We start from the raw sequence: 16,191 nt of genomic DNA, 5'->3' as shown, positions 1-16,191 counted from the left end.
TGCAGGCATGCGAATCGTCCGTGTGCCCTATGACCACCCCGAAGCGAGGAAGCTCAACGACGCCGTGCAGGAGGAGTACGCGGAGCGGTACGGCGACGAGGGCGACATCACGCCGCTGGATCCGGCCATGTTCGAGCCGCCGCACGGGCTGTATCTGATCGCGTACGACGACGAGGGCCGCCCCGTGGCGTCCGGCGGCTGGCGCACACAGCACGCCAACGACGAGGGCTACGCGGACGGCGACGCCGAGATCAAGCGGATGTACGTGGTGCGCGAGGCGCGCGGGCGGGGACTGGCACGGCGCATCCTCAAAGCGCTGGAGGACGACGCGCGCGCCGTGGGACGGACGCGGATGGTGCTGGAGACGGGCATCGTGCAGCCCGAGGCGATCGGCCTGTACGTCTCGTCCGGCTACGAGCCCACGGAGAAGTTCGGTCTCTACCGCTTCGAACCCCGAAGCCGCTGCTACGCCAAGCCGCTCTGACCGAGAGCGGGTCCGGCCCCGGGGCCGGACCCCGGGCCTGAACCGGGAGCGGGCCCGGAGCCGGGACCGTGAACTGAACCGGGCGCGGGGCCCGTTACCGAGCCCGAGCCGGACTCGGAACCCGGCACAGGACCGGGACCTGACCCGGGACGGGAACCCGGAACGGGACCAGGACCCGGAACAGGACCAGGAGCGAGGCTTGTTGCCGAGCCCGAGCCGGACCCGGAACCCGGCACAGGACCAGGACCCGGAACGGGGCCGGGGCCTGACCCGGGACCAGAACTCGGACCCGGAACAGGACTAGGAGCGAGGCCCGTTGCCCAGCCCGAGCCGGACCCGGAACCCGGCACAGGACCAGAACTCGGACCGGGACCGGGGCCTGACCCGGGACCGGCAACTGCACCAGGGGCAAGGCCCGTTGCCGAGCCCGAGCCGGACTCGGAACCCGGCACAGGACCGGGACCTGACCCGGGACGGGAACCCGGAACGGGACCAGCACCCGGAACAGGACCAGGAGCGAGGCTTGTTGCCGAGCCCGGACCGGACTCGGAACCCGGCACAGGACCAGGACCCGGCACGGGACCGGGACCTGACCCGGGACGGGAACCCGGAACGGGACCAGGACCCGGAACAGGACCAGGAGCGAGGCTTGTTGCCGAGCCCGAGCCGGACTCAGATCCCGGCACAGGACCAGGACCAGGACCAGGACCCGGAACAGGACCAGGACCCGGAACGGGGCCGGGGCCTGACCCGGGACCGGAACCCGAAACGGGGCCGGGGCCGGGGGCCGGGCCGCCCGGGGCATCCGGAGGCGCACCCGCACCGCCCGGAAACGCGCCCCCCGGTATGTCACCGTCCGCCGCCGCGCCGTCCGCCGCCGCGTCCTCCGCCCCGTCGCCGCCCGCGCCGCCCCGGCGCATATCCATACCCGCCGCCGACCGTGCCAGGTCCGCCGCCTCCGCGATGCCGTGCTCCTCCACGGACACCGCCTGCATGCCGGGCAGCCGGGCAGCCGCCAGCTGCCCCGTCAGCGCACGCCCCGGCGGCAGTTCGACGCAGCACGCCACCTTCTCCCCCGCCAGCACCGCCGTCACCTGCGGCCAGCGCACGGGACGTGCGGCAGACCACGCGAGGTCGTCGAAGACGGCGTTCGTCTCGCCGAACAGCGACCGCCCCTGCACTCCCCCGACGTAACGCACCGACTGCGGACGCCTCTTGACCGTCGCCAGATGCTGCGCGAGCCGGATCGCGACATCGCTCTCGGGCGCGTTCGCGCGCTCGGCGTCGTGCAGCAGCTCCCCTCTGAGCCGTACGGCCCGCAGCGCCTCCTCGAAGGTGAGCACGTCCGCGAGCACCGCCGCCGCATAGCCGCCCGTGCCGTGACCGGCGACGTACGAGGGCCGCACCTCCTCGTCCTCGATCAGCGCGCGCGCACCCGCGACGCCCGCGATCAGCAGCGCCAAGTGGCATGCGACGGGCGAGCGTTCGAGCGCTTCCTCGGAGTCGAGCCCGACGATGCCGTCCGCGTACTCCCTGCCTCCGCCGTGCCCGGCGTCCTCCGTGCCCGGGCCGCCCGTACGGGCCGCGAGCCGCCGCAACGCCCAGTCCGCCTCGGCCAGTACGGTCGCGGACGCCGCCGTGTCGGGCAGCCTGTGCAGCATGCCGGGACGCTGCGACCCCCGGCCGGGGAAGAGGAACGCGATGCTCATGGGGCCCAGCCTCGCGCGCCCGCCCCCGCGGCGCCAATCCGCCCCCTCCCCGCCGTCGCCCCGCCTCCTCCCCGCCGTCACCGCACTTCCCGCCGGACCGCCGCGCGCCCGTGTGAGGCTGACCCCATGCACACATCCGGGCACCCCCTGCTGCGCCTGTTCCTCGACGCCGCCGACGGACGCTTCCCGCCGTCCGACGGCGGCGTGACCGTGCTGGACCCGCTCCCCCGCGGCCTGGAGTGCTCGGTCGCCTTCACGGGCCACGCCGTGATCGCCACCGCGCTGCCCGCGGAAGAGGTGTACGCGCTGCGGCCCGACGGCTTCGGCGGCTCCCTCGCGCCCGATGTGCTGCGGGCGCTCGCCGGCCCCGAAGGCACCGTCGGCTGCGTCGACGCCGTCCTCACCGCCCGCGGTACGGGCGGACGGCCGAGGCTGCCGGAGGTCGACGGCGTGGAGGACAGCCCCCGCGTCCGGCACGCCCGCGAACTGCGCACGGGCATAAGGACGTTCGGCGACGAACGCGGCCTGGTCGTCCTCGCCGACGGGCTGGCCGGACGCCGCGAGATCAGCTGCGAACTCCACGATCCGCCCCACGCCGCCGGCCGCGGCCTGGGCCGCTCCCTCATCCGTGACGCCCTCACCCTCGCCCCGCCCGGCGAACCCCTCTTCGCCGCGGTCTCCCCCGGCAACGCCCGCTCCCTCCGCGCCTTCCTCGCGGCGGGCTTCACCCCGATCGCGAGCGAATCCATCCTCCGCCCGGCCCGCCGTCAGCCGGCCGCGAAGATCTCCGAACTGGAAGGACCCCCGTGACCGGTGAGCGGCTGCCGATGGATCTGAAGGCGTATGAGGCGAGGGCGCGTTCGGGGGTGTGCTTCGCCTGCGCGTTCGTCTCCGGCGACCCGGAGTTCCATCACGAGACCGTCCACGAGGACGACGAGCACATCGCCTTCCTCGACCGCGCGCGGCTGCGCCGGGCCTGTGCCGTGAGGTTCGGCGGGCGGTAAGGCGCGCCATGGGGAAGGCGGGGCTCCGGAGGCGGTGGCGCCGGGAAGGCTCGTCCGCGTCCCGTGGGCTCATTTGCACCCTGTGGGAAAGCGTTCCGCTGTGATTCCATCATTGGCATGGACCTGAAGCGGCGCCACTTCCTCCGCGGCACGGCCGCAATCCCCCTCGCCGTACTGCTCGGCGGCACCGCAGCCGGCGTCGCGGAGGCGGTGTCCTCCGACGCCGAGACCGCCGGCCCGGAGGCCTGGATGTCCCAGCTTCCGGACGGCGTGCGCCTGCCGGAGCTGACCGTCCCCGGCACCCACAACTCCGGTGCCACGCACGGCGGTCCGTGGACCGAATGCCAGAACACCAGCCTCACGGAACAGCTTTCGGCGGGCATCCGCTTCCTCGACATCCGGTGCCGGCTCTTCGACGGCTCCTTCACCATCCACCACGGCTCCACCTATCAGTATCTCAACTTCGAGGACGTACTGGGCAGTTGCCGCGAGTTCCTCACCGCGCAGCCTTCCGAGACGATCCTGATGCGCCTCAAGCAGGAGTACTCCGAGGAGAGCGCCGAGCAGTTCCGGGTCGTGTTCGAGGACTATCTGGACGGCGACGGCGGCTGGCGCTCCCTCTTCCGGCTCGACCCCGTCCTCCCGGATCTGGGAGACGCCCGCGGCAGGGTCGTGCTGCTGGGCGACTCGGACGGACTCCCCGGGGTGCGCTACGGCGACCCGGAGCTCTTCGACGTCCAGGACGCGTACATGGAGGAGCCGGGCGCCAAGTACCCGCTGATCGAGGATCAGTTCCGCAAGGCCGTCGACCAACCGGGGAAGCTGTACGTGAACTTCGTCAGCACGGCCGCGCTGCTGCCGCTCCGCTCCAACGCCGACCGGCTCAACCCCCGCGTACGGGACCTGGTCCAGGCGGACGAGAACTCGTCCTGGCGCGGCCTGGGCATCGTCCCCATGGACTTCCCGAACGAACACGGCGTCATCGAGGCACTGTTGAAGCACCAGCCGGCAGCCGCCACGTAAGCGGCCACAGCGCGGACATGGACGGCAACGGTGACGCGGCGGCTGGCTGCTCGCCGCGTCTCAGCTCTCCTTGATCTGCTCGCGCTGCACCTCCAGGTTCACGAAGCGCGGCCCCGACGTGCACAGCGCACGCGCCTGGTCGGCGACCTGCTGCGTCTCCGGCAGCTGGCTGTTCTCCATCGCCTTCTGGTACGAGGGGAATTCGACGATGTCCACGAAGTGACCGGGGTCGTCGCGGTCCTGTCCGTGCATCTCGCGCAGCACGGTCCGCTTGCCCTCCGTCACCTTCATCCACTGGGCGAATACGGCGTTCAGTTCGTCCGCGCGATTCGTCTCGTACTCGATGATCTGGACGAATGTCATGGCCTGGCCTCCTGTCGCAGTCTCTGCCGTGGCACCCGCGACATGCGTGCCGCACATCCTTCGCGGAACGCTTCCGGTGGCACGGCGGCCGCACACTGAGCGGCGGCGTTCACACGCTGAGCGGCACCGTGTAGACCTCCTCCACCGAGTTCCCCGCACGCCGGTGTGCGCGCCGTACGGCATCCGCGGAAGGCGCCTCCGACAGACAGAAGACCGTCCCCGTCTCGGGGTCGGCCCACGCGTGCTCGAAGTGCACGCCCTCCGTGTGCTCGGCGGCGAGATCCGCCCGGTGGGCGTTGTCGAGCTGCTCCGCCGTGATGCCCTTCATCCCGTGGTGTACGTCGATGAATCTGGGCACAGCTCTCCACCTCCGTGGTCGCGGTGAGGACCCCGTCGACTCCCATGGTGCTACCGATGGGCGAAAACCCCCAAACCCCCTCATTCAACTCCCATGCGACACCTGCCGGTGAGGCCCGTCCGGAACCCTTCACGCCGATGACAAAGACGGCCGCCCGCCGCGGACTCGACCTAGAGTCGTGGAGCCCTATCCGTCCCAGGGAGCGCTGATGAGAGACCAGTTGCCACCGGCCGAGGCCGACAGCGCCCAGCGGCGCTGCGAAGGGGCACCGCCGAGGTCCCCGTCGCGCGGTGCCGGCAGGTTCGTCCTCCCGGTGGTCGCGGTCGCCTCCGCGGCGCTGCTGCTCGGCGGATGCGGCGGCGACTCGGGCACCGCGAACGTGTCGAAGTCCTCCAAGCCCCCGACGGTTGAGAACCTGGCGTCCGCGCTGAAGTGCAAGGCGGACATCCAGAAGAAGGTCGAGGACTACCGCCTCGGGGTGTGCAAGGTGGACAAGATCCTGTACACGTTCGTCACCTTCAAGGACAACCACGCCAAGCGCGGCTGGCTCGACTACTCCAAGGACTACGGCGGCACCTACCTCGTCGGCTCCCGCTGGATCGTGGTCACCGAGGAGCCCTCGGAGCTGGGCCCGATCCAGGGCAAGTACGGCGGCACCGTCGAACGCGGCAGGAGCCACGGAGGCCACGGCAGCTCCTAGGGCACGCCCGCACAGTTCCGCGCCGGACCGCCGAACCGCCGGACCGCAGGCACCGCACGCATCACCGGAAGCCCCGACTGCCCGCGCCCCGGGGCCGGTTGACCACCCCGGGCGCCGTTCCGCCCGTACGTGAGGGCCCGTACACGTACGCCTGCGGGCGGCGCACACACGTAGCCGCTCAGGCCTCGCTCCCCGACGCGCGCCCATCACCGCGGGCGCTCTCGCCTGCGCGCACCCACCCATGCCGCGCGAGGCCTTGACACCGGAACGACCGCGGCGCAACATCCCCGCAACGGCTAATTAACTATCTAGTGCGTTAACAGTTCGGGTCCGCGCCGCCGATCCCCGGCCGCCCCTACGCTCGGCACGGCCACCCCGTGCGCGACGTGAGTGAACCGTGACGCCCCTCCCGTCCCAGGCCGCCGCACCTTCCCGTCCCCAGGCCGCCGCACCCGCCCAACCGCCCGAAGGAGAACCGTGTCCGCTCACCCGGCCGACGCCCCGGCCCCGTCCCCCGCACCGCGCGGGAAACCCCGTAAGGCCGCGATCGCCGCATGGATCGGCAGCGCGCTGGAGTACTACGACTTCTTCATCTACGGCAGCGCCGCCGCCCTCGTCTTCCCCAAGGTCTTCTTCGACCCCGACGACCCGGCGAGCGCGACCCTGATATCCCTCGCGACGTTCGGCGTCGCCTACGCCGCCCGCCCGGTCGGTGCGCTGGTCCTCGGCCACTTCGGCGACCGCCTGGGCCGCCGGAAGATCATGGTGCTCACCCTGATCCTCATGGGCCTGTCCACCTTCGCGATCGGCTGCCTGCCCACGTACGCACAGGTCGGGACCGCGGCCCCGGTGCTGCTCGTGCTGATGCGGGTGCTCCAGGGGCTCTCCGCGGCGGGCGAGCAGGCGAGTTCTAACTCCATGACGCTGGAGCACGCCCCCGAAGACCGTCGCGGCTACTACGCCAGCTTCACCCTGAACGGCACCCAGGCGGGCCAGATCCTCGCCACCTTGATCTTCATCCCCGTCGCCGCGCTGCCCGACGAACAGCTCTACACCTGGGGCTGGCGCATCCCGTTCCTGCTGAGCGCGCTCGTCGCCGTCGTCGGCTACGTCATACGCAGGAAGCTGGACGAGACCCCCGTCTTCCAGCAGGTGTCCGCGAACAACGAGGTGGCGAGGCTGCCGCTGGTCAGCCTGGTACGCGACCACTGGGCCGACGTCCTGCGCGTGATCGCCGCCTCCCTCGTCGCGACCGTGAGCACGATCTTCACCGTGTGGGCCCTGTCCTTCGCCACGAGCGACGCCGTGGGCATCGAGGACTCCGCGATGCTCTGGGTCGGCGTCGTGTCCAACGCCGTCGCCCTGCTCGCGATCCCGCTGCTCGGCAGGCTCTCGGACAGGATCGGCCGCAAGCCGGTCTTCCTGTGCGGCGCGCTCGGCTCGGCCGTGATGATGTTCGTCTACCTGTGGGCGATCTCGACGGGCAGCGTCCCGCTGGTCTTCGTGACCGGCGTCGTCCTCTTCGGCATGGTCTACAGCGCTTCCAACGGCATCTGGCCCTCGCTGTACGGGGAGATGTTCACGGCCCGGGTCCGGCTCTCGGGCATGGCGGTCGGCACCCAGATCGGCTTCGCCATCGCCGGGTTCGCCGTGGGCTTCGCCCAGCAGATCGCGGGCCCGGGCGGCGACGGCTGGGTCAACGTGGCGGCCTTCACGGCGGCCTTCTGCGTCATCAGCGCCATCGCGGTGGCGACCGGACGAGAGACATACCGGGTGCCGACCGCAGAGCTGGGCCTCAGGACGGTGGAGCGTACGGAGCGTACGGAACCCGCGGAGCGGCGGGCTGCGGACGGGGACGCGGCGTCCACGCCGTCCACGGCCCGCTGAACGGTACGGCGGCGACGCGAGCGGAGGAGAAGTGCACGACCCGGAGACCGACGGCACCCGTGGAGTCCGTGCCACGCACGGAACACACGGGGCCGGCGGCACCCACTCAACCGGCCCTTCCCGGCTGGGAGTTCACGAGCGCGGCGGTGCCGGTACGGGCGGCCGCCACGACCCGGGGGACGACGGCCGTGAGGTCGGGCGGGACAGTCCTCGTAACGGCGAGCGCGACGCCCCTCGTAGCGCCGGGCGTGGCAGTCCTCGTGACTCCGGGCGCGACGCCCGTCGTAACGGCGAGCGCGACGCCCCGCGTAGCGCCGGGCGCGACGCGCATGACGGCGGCGCCCCCACGGCGCACCGGAGCCGCACGGTGACGGCGGCCGCCCCATCGCACCCTCCGCGCCCATCGCACCGTTCGCGCTCGTATCTCACGGGCCTCATCGGATCCGGCATCGGCCCGTCCCTCAGCCCGGCCCTGCACGAGCGCGAAGCCGACCGCCACGGACTGCGGCTGCTCTACCGCACCCTCGACCTCGATGCCCTGCCGACACCGTCCAGGCCCGGCGACGGGGACGCACAGGCCGCCGTCGCCGAGGCCGCCGCGGAGCTGCTGCACGCCGCCCGCGCGGTGGGCTTCGACGGGCTCAACATCACCCACCCCTGCAAGCAGTCGCTGATCGAGCACCTCGACGAGCTGTCGCCGGAGGCCGCCGAGCTCGGCGCGGTCAACACCGTCGTCTTCCGCGCGGGACGGGCCGTCGGGCACAACACCGACATCACCGGCTTCGCGCAGGCCTTCGCCAGGGGGCTGCACGGGGCAGCCCTCGACCACGTCGTACAGCTCGGCGCGGGCGGCGCCGGAGCCGCCGTCGCGCACGCGCTGCTGAGCATGGGCGCCGCCCGTGTCACGCTCGCCGACAAGGACCCCGCCCGTGCGGAATGGCTCGCGGCCGAGCTGAACCACCGCTTCGGGCAAGGGCGCGCGGCCCCTGCCGGTCTTCCCGGTCCGCCGGGCGCGCCCGGTCTTCCCGGTCTGCCCGGTCTTCCCGGTCTTCCCGGTCTGCCGGACGCGCTCGCCCGGGCCGACGGCCTCGTACACGCCACACCCGTCGGCATGGCCGCCGAGCCCGGACTCCCGCTGCCCGCCGAGCTGTTGCACGGCGGGCTGTGGGTGGCCGAGGTCGTCTACCGGCCCCTGGAGACCGAACTGCTGCGCCAGGCCCGGCGGCTCGGCTGCCGCACGCTCGACGGCGGCGGCATGGCCGCCTTCCAGGCCGCCGACGCCTTCCGGCTCTTCACCGGTCTGGAGCCGCACACCGACCGGATGCTCGAAGACCTCGCCGGTCTCGTGGCCGCCCCGGCTCCGTAGGCACGAGAGCCCGCGGGCCGTGGACGGCAGGCCGGACCCGCGGGCGGACCCGCCCCAGCGGGACCTTTCTAGACTGAGCCCCGACGCCCGTCCGTACGCACCGACGAGGAGCCGCATGGCCGCCGCCCCCCAGCCGTCGTCCCGGCCCGCCAAGCGCACCAGAGACGCGGCCCGCACCAAGGCGGAGATCCTCAAGGTCGCGACCCGTGAGTTCGCGCGGCTCGGCTACACCGGCGCCCGCGTCGACGTGATCGCCGAGCAGATACAGACCACCAAGCGGATGATCTACTACTACTTCGGCAACAAGGAGCAGCTCTTCGTAGCCGTACTGGAGCGGGCGTACGCGGGCATCCGCCACCGCGAGCAGGAACTCGACGTCGAGCATCTCGACCCCGTCGCCGCCATCCGCCGGCTGGCCGAGCTGACCTTCGACCACCACGAGGCGCACCCCGACTTCATCCGACTCGTCGCCATCGAGAACATCCACGAGGCCGAGCACATGACCGCCTCGTCGGCGCTCGGCTCCCTCAACTCCCCGGCGATCACGGTCATCAGCCGAATCCTGGAGGCCGGCCGCGCGGAGGGCGTCTTCACCGCGGACGTCGACGCCCTCGACCTGCACGCGATGATCAGCTCGTTCTGCTTCTTCCGCGTCGCCAACCGCCATACGTTCCACGCCCTGTTCGGCCGCGACCTCACGGCTCCGGACCGGCACGAGCACTACCGCACGATGCTCGGCGACATGGTGATCGCCTACCTCACGGGCGCGGGTACGGACACGTGCGCCGGTACGGGCACGAACGCGGGCACGGGCGCCTGAGACCCCGGGCCCCACGGCCCCGAGCGGCGACCGGCGACCGGCGGGCGGCGACCGGCCGCCGCCGACGGCGGGCGAACCGGGACCGGCGGCCGAATGGCAGACGCCGGACATGCGGCGGCCACGGGCCTCGGATAGATCTCGGAAGGCCGATCTTCGAACCGGCCCACGACGCACCCGCCCCCACGACGCAAGGGAAGCCGCATGACTGACACGTTCAGACGCGTGACCCTGCCCGCCGTCACCGGCCTCGGCCTGTGCCTGGCCTTCCTGCCCGCCGGACAAGCACAGGCACAGGCGCCGACCCGCGTACCCTGCAACGACATCGCCGCGCTCAAGACGGCCATCGCCGACGCCAACACCGGCGGCGGCAGCATCGTCCTCGCCCCGCGCTGCGTCTACACCCTCACCGCCGCCGACAACGTGGGCGACGGCCTGCCCGAGATCACCGGCAAGGTCCGGATCTCCGGGGACGGCACCACCATCGACCGCAACTCCACCGCCGCGTTCCGCATCTTCCACGTCACGCAGACCGGCAGCCTCAGCCTGAACTCGATCACCGTCCGCAACGGCGCGACCAGCACCGAGGGCGGAGCCCACGGCGGCGGCGTCTTCAACGACCGCGGCAAGCTCGCCCTCACCGACTCGACGGTCCGGAACAACCTCGCCAGCACCGGCGGAGGCATCTGGAACCAGCTGGGAACCCTGACCCTGAAGAACACCACGGTCGCCGGCAACAGAGCGGGTTTCGGGGGCGCGGTGGCCACCAACGGCACGATGACGATGGAGGGCGGCGCCCTGCGCGACAACACCGGCGGGATCTGGGGAGGGGGCCTCGCCAACGCCGGCGGCACCAAGCTGAACCACGTGTCGATCGACGGAAACGACTCCGGCGAGTACGGGGGCGGCATCGTCACCCTGGCCATCAACAACCAGACCGGGCCGCTGCGCATGAACCAGACCAAGATCCGGAACAACATCGCCAGAGCGGACGGCGGCGGCATCCGCACCGGCGCGAACGAGCCCACGACTCTCTACCGCAGCACCGTCAGCCACAACACGTCCAACGGCGGACCCACCACCGGCGGCGGCATCCAGAACAACGGGCTGCTCCTCGGCCTGCACATCGGCACGACCGGCAGCCCGCAGCACAAGGAGACCAAGGGCGGCGGCAAGAGCGACTCGACCAAGCAGACACCGTTCGAGGTGAACCTCGTCCGCAGCGCCGTCTTCAAGAACCACCCCACGAACTGCGCGCCTCCCGGCAGCGTCCCCCGCTGCGACGCCGCCGCCTCCCGGCCCGGCAAGAACGCCTCGAAGCCCGGCCGCAGTTGACCCCGCGGAACTGACTGCGCGGAACTGACCGCGCGGAACTGACTGCGTGGAACTGACCGCGCGGAACTGACTGCGCGCCAGGCCGAAGCCCCGCAGGACCGGGGCCGCCGGGCGAGCAAGGCCCCCGCCGGCGAGTACCGGCGGGGGCTCCGCATCGCCGTACGGGCCGCCCGCGTACGGCACTTCGAAGGTCAGCCCTGCCGGAGCTGCATGATCGCCACGCGGGCGTCGTGTCCGTCGACGTGCATCGGGACGTGCGCCGTGCGCTTGAGCCGGATCTCCGTACCGTTGCCGCCCGGCAGCCAGGCGATCTGGTCGATGCCGCGGGCGAACGCGCGCTTCTCCTGGCCGGGCACGAGCAGCGGCATGGGGCTGCGGTTCACGTCGCCGGTCCAGATCACCGGGAACCCCTTGGCGTGCCAGTGCTCCAGCACGTCGTCGCGGTGCTTGCGGAAGTGCCGCTGCCACATCTTGTGCCGCCACGCCTCCGCCGGGTCGTTCTTGCCGTTCCAAGCACCGGCGACGTAGTGGGTGTTGGCGAAGACGAACCTCACCCGCGGGTCGGCCGCGAGCTCCAGCACCGCCTCGGTGATCACGCGGTGCGGGGAGACACCGGCCCTGCCTCCGTGGGCATGGGTCACGCGGTGGTCGACGACGTGGAACGCGCCGGGAACGGACATCGGCACCTGGTGGGCGGCCTTGTCGCCGACGAAGAGATTCCGGTAACCGCCGCCGAAATGCTTGCGGATGAACCGGGCCTCCTTGCCGTCGTCGTCCCCCTCGCCGATCTCCTGCCAGCCCACGAGAGGCTGGTCGACCCGTCCCCCGGCAGTCACGGCGTGCCGTACGTCGCGGATGGCGCGTTCGCGCTCGCCGAGCCGGTCACGTCCGATGTTGGCGGTGACGACGACGAGTTGGTGCCATTCGCCCGCGGCCTCGGCGCCGTGTGCTCCGGCAGCATCCTCTTCGGCGAACGCCGCGTTCGCACCGGCGGCGCCCGCCACGACGCCCGCCGTTCCCAGAACGGCGCCGCTGCCGAGTGCGAGCGCGCGTCTCCTGCTGAGCGATTCCATGGATGTCCTCCCGTTGGGCTTCCCCTGCGGACCCCCGTGGCCCGAGTCAGGATCCTGCTTCGCGGAACCCGCGTCCTCAGCGGGACGCCGACGGCCCGTGCAACTGGACGCCGAGCGGCGGGAGTCGGGCCCCCGCGCCCCGCTACGGGGAAGGACCTTACGTCGGTGTCCCCACCCGGCGGGCGGGAACGCGGCATGCTCACGTCACGACCTACAACCCGCCGCCCGAGCCCGCCGCCTCAGGGTCCGATGCAGCCACAGGGCGCGATGCCGCCACAAGCTCATCCGCAACAGCCCTGGGCCGGTCCCGGCGGCCCCGTGCAACCCGCCGGATCCCCTCCGGCGGACCGCCCCCTGGGTGCGGGGCTGGCCGTCGCCACGGTGGTCCTCGGTCTGCCGGCATGCGCATTGCCGCTGCTGCCCGTCAACTTGGACCGCCTGCGCCAGTACGTAGCCTTCCCGCCCACGGTGGGCGGTCTCGTCCTCGCGCCGGCCCTCGTGGCGTTCATGGTCGCCGGCAACGCCACGTGACGGCGAGGCCCGCGAAGAGCACCGGGCAGCTCCCCGCGCGGGCGGCGCATGCGCTCGGACGCCCTCAACTGAGCCGCTGCCAGGCGCACTTCAGACGTCGCGCGTCCCCCAGTCGCCGCTCATAGGTGGCGCCGGCCACCACCAGCAGCAGCCCGGCGAGCGCGGGCATCACCCAGCGCGGCAGCAGCCAGGCGACCTGGGCGACGTACGGGGCGAGTTCGTGTGCGCCGACCGACACGACCGTGGCGGCGCCGAGCAGCAGCGGCGCCTGCGTCCGCCAACGGGCACCCGCGAGGGCCGTGCCCAGGGCACCGGCCCCCAGCAGCAGCGGGCGCAGCCAGTGCGGGTCGTGCCACACCATGACGAGGCTCGGGAGGAAGGTGAAGGCGAGCCCGCCGCCGTACGCCCACCACGACGACACCCGGTTCCGCGCCGCCGCCTCGTCGTCGCCGCCGGTGCGGCGCCTGCGCAGCAGGCCGACGATCAGCAGGGCGGCCGAGACCGGCAGCGTGTACGCCTCGGGGACCGAGACGCCGGACGCGAACAGCCGTACCCACGTGGCGAGTACGAGCAGCGCCGCCGAGCCGTGGCCCGCTCCCCGACGCCGGTCGGCACGCAGGGCGACACCCGCGGCGGAGACGGAGCAGACGGCGAGGGCCGGCCAGAGCGTGCCCGGGTAAGGGACGCACAGCGCCAGCGCGGCCAACGCCGCCGCGTAGCCCGTGAGTTCGACGGCGAGCGAGATCGCCTTGCGCGACGCGGGCGCCGTCGCCGCCGGCCCGATCGCCCGGCCGCGCAGCAAGGCCGCCCCGGGCACGGTGGCCACCGCCACCGCGAGCACCGCGAACGACGCCTGGTGCGCCGGACGGTCCAGTGCGGCGGCCATCGCCCCGGCGAGCGCCGCCGCGTACGCGACCGCCGACGCCGCAAGCGCCGCACGGCGTCCCGGCCCGCCCCTCGGCGACCAGGCCGCGCTCGCGGCGGACGCCACACACAGCAGGGCCAGCACCGTGAGAGTGGCGGCCTGTTGAGCGAGCGCCCAGCCGCTCGCCGTAACGGTCAGGGCGAGCCCCGAGATCAGTGCCGTGACACCGGTCGCCGCGTCCGCCACGGCTACCGAGGAGGCGAGCAGGACGATCGCCGCCGCGGCGACGGCGGTCACCGCGGGCCCGTACGACAGGCCGAGTGCCAGGGGCGCCGTCGCACCGGCTGCGGCGCACAGCGGGGGAAGCAGCGGCAGGGGCGACCGGACGGTCAGCCGGCCCAACACGCCGTCGCCGCCCGGCCGTTGACCGCCCCGCGCGCTCCCGTCGAGCCCGCCGGCGAGCAGCGCCACGGACACCGCAAGCACCAGCAGGACGATCAGGGTGGCGGCGGAGCCGGTCCATTCGTGGTGGGTGCCGACGGCCTGCCGGACCGGGCCGCCGGGCGGCCCCTCCCACGCCCGTGCCGCGAAGAACAACGGTCCCGACACCGCCTGCACCACCGGCACCAGGGCCCACACCAGTGCCCCGCACTGCACCACGACGGCCGCGACCACGAGTCCGTCCGGCCGCCGCAGACGCGCCGCCCGCGCTTCCCCCACCGGCCGCAGCATGAGCACCGCGCCCAACAGGCCCATGGCGCACAGCTGATACGTGGGCACCCTCCAGTCCGGGCCCGCCTCGCCTCCGGCCCCCGCCACGGCCCAAACGAAGCCGCCCAGCGCCGCCGTCAGCACCAGCCCGGCGACCGTGACCAGCGGCGTCGCCACCCGACGGGCCTGGTGCCGCTGCCCCGCCAACAGCAACACCGCTCCCGCCACCGCCTGCACCGCGCCCCAACGCGCCGCCGCGGCGACACCGCCGGGCTGCTGCGACAGCGTCACGCCCATCGTCAGCGCGCCCGCGGGCACAGCCGCCACGGCGGCCGTCAGCCGTACGGCCCGTGCGGTCACCCGGAGGCCCTTACCGTCCCGCTCCCGCGACACCGCCAGCCCGACATCCGCCGCGAAGGTGAGCAGCAGCGCCACGGCCACTCCGTATGCCGTACGTTCCGAAGCCCCGTCCAGGCTCAACGCCCAGAGCGGCAACGGCAGTTGGGCGACGACGACGGCGAAGGGCACCGGCAGCCGCAGTCCCGGCCCGGGCAGCGCCAGCCCGTACCCGGCCTGGAGCACGGCGATCAGTGCCGCACCGGCGGCCGTATAGCCCAGGCCGTCCGCTCGCGGAAAGCAGACCTCGTGCAGCGCGTACGCGTCCAGCGCCATAAGGGCCAGCCCGAAACCGGCGACGGACTCGGCGGTCGCCACCAGCCCGCGGCGCAACAGCAGCAGCGGCACGGCGAAGGTGCCCAGCGTCAGCCCGCCGAGCACGGCGGCACGGCCGCCGACGCCCATGCTCCCCCAGTTCAGCAGCGTGAAAGCGATCGCGGCGACGGTGAGCAGCACACCCCCGAGCACGAGCAGGACGTTTCGTGCGGTGTACGAGGAGGTCTCTGCGCGCACCGCGGCCCACGACCCGGGCACGGGCCCGTGCGCCGGCACCGGCCCGGAGGCGGCGCCCCAAGTCCGGCCCCGGCCGGACACGCCTCGCGCGGCACCCTGCGCCGAGGCCCGAAGTCCGGCGATCAGGGCCTGTCTGCGCCCGTGAAGTGCGGCACGCCGCTGTTCCAGCCCGGCCAGCTCCATGTCGATCCGCCGCAGCTCCGCGTGCTTCTCACCGGTCAACGGCAGTGCGCAGTAAGGGCAGTTCGCGGGCCCCTGTGCCCCGGCGTGCTCCGCCGCCCGCCCCAGCGGTGCTGCGCAGCCGGGGCAGTAGGCGAGCGGCTGGTTGTGCTCCATGCCGGGCAGCCTGACGCCGCGCCCGCACCGACGGCATCCGTAGGGATACTCAGATCAGGCCCGCGGAGTCCTGCGGAGTCCTGCGGAAATCCAAGGGCCCGTGTTGCGAAGCCCGTTATCGACGCGGGCCGAGGATGCAGAACTCGTTGCCCTCGGGGTCTGCCATGACCACCCACGGCTGCTCGCCCTGGCCGATGTCGACGCGCTTCGCGCCATGAGCCTCAAGGCGGGCCACCTCGGCGTCCTGGTCGTCGGGCACGAAGTCGAGATGCAGCCGGCTCTTGGCCTTCCTGCTCTCGTCGAGCCGGACGAACTCCAGCCCCGGCGTGCGATCCGTCTCCGCGCGGATCACGAACTCGTCATCGGAGGTGTGGACCACCACCCAGCCAAGAGCCTCGGCCCACCACTGCCCCAGGGCCGCCGGTTCTGCCGAGTGAACGATTACGTTTCTCCATTCCAAGGCCATCCGCCGAGCCTAGGCTCACCGGAACCTCGAAGACAGACGCGCGAACCCGGAGCACACACAAGCGCCCCCGCTTGCAGGCACGGCGAAGCCCCCGCCGGATCTCTCCGACGGGGGCTTCGATCTGAGGTGGACCTGAGGGGATTTGAACCCCTGACCCTCTCGTTGCGAACGAGATGCGCTACCGGACTGCGCCACAGGCCCTTGCGACGGATGAAACCTTAGCATCCCCGCCGGGCCCGGCGGTAATCGGTTCC

At 72.7% G+C, this 16,191-nt stretch carries 15 protein-coding genes and 1 tRNA gene; 10 read left to right on the top strand and 6 right to left on the bottom strand.

The window, feature by feature from the left end; all coding sequences use genetic code 11:
* Nucleotides 1-7: 7 nt before the first annotated feature.
* The 4 genes from HCC61_RS24385 (at nucleotide 8) to HCC61_RS24370 (ending at nucleotide 4,220) form a co-directional block, all read left to right on the top strand.
* Complete coding sequence (locus HCC61_RS24385; RefSeq protein WP_169138868.1) at nucleotides 8-484, top strand: GNAT family N-acetyltransferase; 477 nt, start codon at nucleotides 8-10, stop codon at nucleotides 482-484.
* Between the two features lie 1,835 nt (nucleotides 485-2,319).
* Nucleotides 2,320-3,003 carry a hypothetical protein gene (locus HCC61_RS24380; RefSeq protein WP_169138866.1) on the top strand — a complete coding sequence of 228 codons (684 nt, stop codon included), beginning with the start codon at nucleotides 2,320-2,322 and terminating at the stop codon, nucleotides 3,001-3,003.
* Nucleotides 3,000-3,197: a hypothetical protein gene (locus HCC61_RS24375; RefSeq protein WP_240969256.1), complete on the top strand. Its 198-nt coding sequence runs from the start codon at nucleotides 3,000-3,002 to the stop codon at nucleotides 3,195-3,197. Before HCC61_RS24380 ends, HCC61_RS24375 begins: the two co-directional genes overlap by 4 nt.
* A 117-nt stretch (nucleotides 3,198-3,314) precedes the next feature.
* Nucleotides 3,315-4,220, top strand: coding sequence for a phosphatidylinositol-specific phospholipase C domain-containing protein (locus HCC61_RS24370; RefSeq protein WP_169138864.1), 906 nt, complete (start codon nucleotides 3,315-3,317; stop codon nucleotides 4,218-4,220).
* A 60-nt stretch (nucleotides 4,221-4,280) separates the two neighbouring features.
* On the opposite strand, the gene HCC61_RS24365 is transcribed toward HCC61_RS24370, so the two are convergent.
* Nucleotides 4,281-4,583, bottom strand: a complete 303-nt coding sequence (locus HCC61_RS24365) for a hypothetical protein (protein ID WP_169138862.1) — start codon at nucleotides 4,581-4,583, stop codon at nucleotides 4,281-4,283.
* A gap of 109 nt (nucleotides 4,584-4,692) precedes the next feature.
* Nucleotides 4,693-4,941, bottom strand: coding sequence for an SCO4226 family nickel-binding protein (locus HCC61_RS24360; RefSeq protein WP_169138860.1), 249 nt, complete (start codon nucleotides 4,939-4,941; stop codon nucleotides 4,693-4,695).
* A gap of 208 nt (nucleotides 4,942-5,149) precedes the next feature.
* On the opposite strand from HCC61_RS24360, the gene HCC61_RS24355 reads away from it, so the two are divergent.
* The 5 genes from HCC61_RS24355 (at nucleotide 5,150) to HCC61_RS24335 (ending at nucleotide 11,046) form a co-directional block, all read left to right on the top strand.
* Nucleotides 5,150-5,641 carry a hypothetical protein gene (locus tag HCC61_RS24355; protein WP_169138858.1) on the top strand — a complete coding sequence of 164 codons (492 nt, stop codon included), beginning with the start codon at nucleotides 5,150-5,152 and terminating at the stop codon, nucleotides 5,639-5,641.
* Between the two features lie 477 nt (nucleotides 5,642-6,118).
* Nucleotides 6,119-7,528 (top strand): MFS transporter, encoded by a 1,410-nt coding sequence (locus tag HCC61_RS24350; protein ID WP_169138856.1) that lies wholly within the window; start codon nucleotides 6,119-6,121, stop codon nucleotides 7,526-7,528.
* Nucleotides 7,529-7,895: 367 nt separating this feature from the next.
* Nucleotides 7,896-8,894: a shikimate dehydrogenase gene (locus HCC61_RS24345; protein WP_169138854.1), complete on the top strand. Its 999-nt coding sequence runs from the start codon at nucleotides 7,896-7,898 to the stop codon at nucleotides 8,892-8,894.
* Between the two features lie 115 nt (nucleotides 8,895-9,009).
* Nucleotides 9,010-9,714: a TetR family transcriptional regulator gene (locus tag HCC61_RS24340; protein WP_169138852.1), complete on the top strand. Its 705-nt coding sequence runs from the start codon at nucleotides 9,010-9,012 to the stop codon at nucleotides 9,712-9,714.
* A gap of 201 nt (nucleotides 9,715-9,915) precedes the next feature.
* Nucleotides 9,916-11,046 (top strand): hypothetical protein, encoded by a 1,131-nt coding sequence (locus HCC61_RS24335; RefSeq protein ID WP_169138850.1) that lies wholly within the window; start codon nucleotides 9,916-9,918, stop codon nucleotides 11,044-11,046.
* Nucleotides 11,047-11,237: 191 nt separating this feature from the next.
* Here the strand turns inward: HCC61_RS24335 and HCC61_RS24330 are convergent, their stop codons facing one another.
* Entirely contained in the window at nucleotides 11,238-12,119 is an 882-nt protein-coding gene (locus HCC61_RS24330; protein ID WP_169138848.1) for a hypothetical protein, read from the bottom strand.
* 318 nt (nucleotides 12,120-12,437) lie between these two features.
* Here HCC61_RS24330 and HCC61_RS24325 point away from each other — a divergent pair, with 318 nt between their 5' ends.
* The gene (locus tag HCC61_RS24325) at nucleotides 12,438-12,650 is read left to right on the top strand and encodes a hypothetical protein (RefSeq protein ID WP_169138846.1); all 213 of its coding nucleotides are present in this window, start codon (nucleotides 12,438-12,440) and stop codon (nucleotides 12,648-12,650) included.
* Between the two features lie 64 nt (nucleotides 12,651-12,714).
* Here HCC61_RS24325 and HCC61_RS24320 read toward each other — a convergent pair whose 3' ends face one another.
* From HCC61_RS24320 to HCC61_RS24310, 3 genes are all read right to left on the bottom strand, one after another.
* Entirely contained in the window at nucleotides 12,715-15,471 is a 2,757-nt protein-coding gene (locus HCC61_RS24320) for a hypothetical protein (RefSeq protein WP_169138844.1), read from the bottom strand.
* A 115-nt stretch (nucleotides 15,472-15,586) separates the two neighbouring features.
* Nucleotides 15,587-15,937 carry a VOC family protein gene (locus tag HCC61_RS24315; protein WP_169138842.1) on the bottom strand — a complete coding sequence of 117 codons (351 nt, stop codon included), beginning with the start codon at nucleotides 15,935-15,937 and terminating at the stop codon, nucleotides 15,587-15,589.
* A gap of 127 nt (nucleotides 15,938-16,064) precedes the next feature.
* Nucleotides 16,065-16,138, bottom strand: a tRNA-Ala gene (locus HCC61_RS24310).
* Nucleotides 16,139-16,191: the final 53 nt, after the last annotated feature.

The organism is Streptomyces sp. HNM0575 (genome assembly GCF_012726265.1).
GTDB lineage: Bacteria > Actinomycetota > Actinomycetes > Streptomycetales > Streptomycetaceae > Streptomyces.
This window is presented reverse-complemented; position numbering and strand designations above follow the sequence as displayed.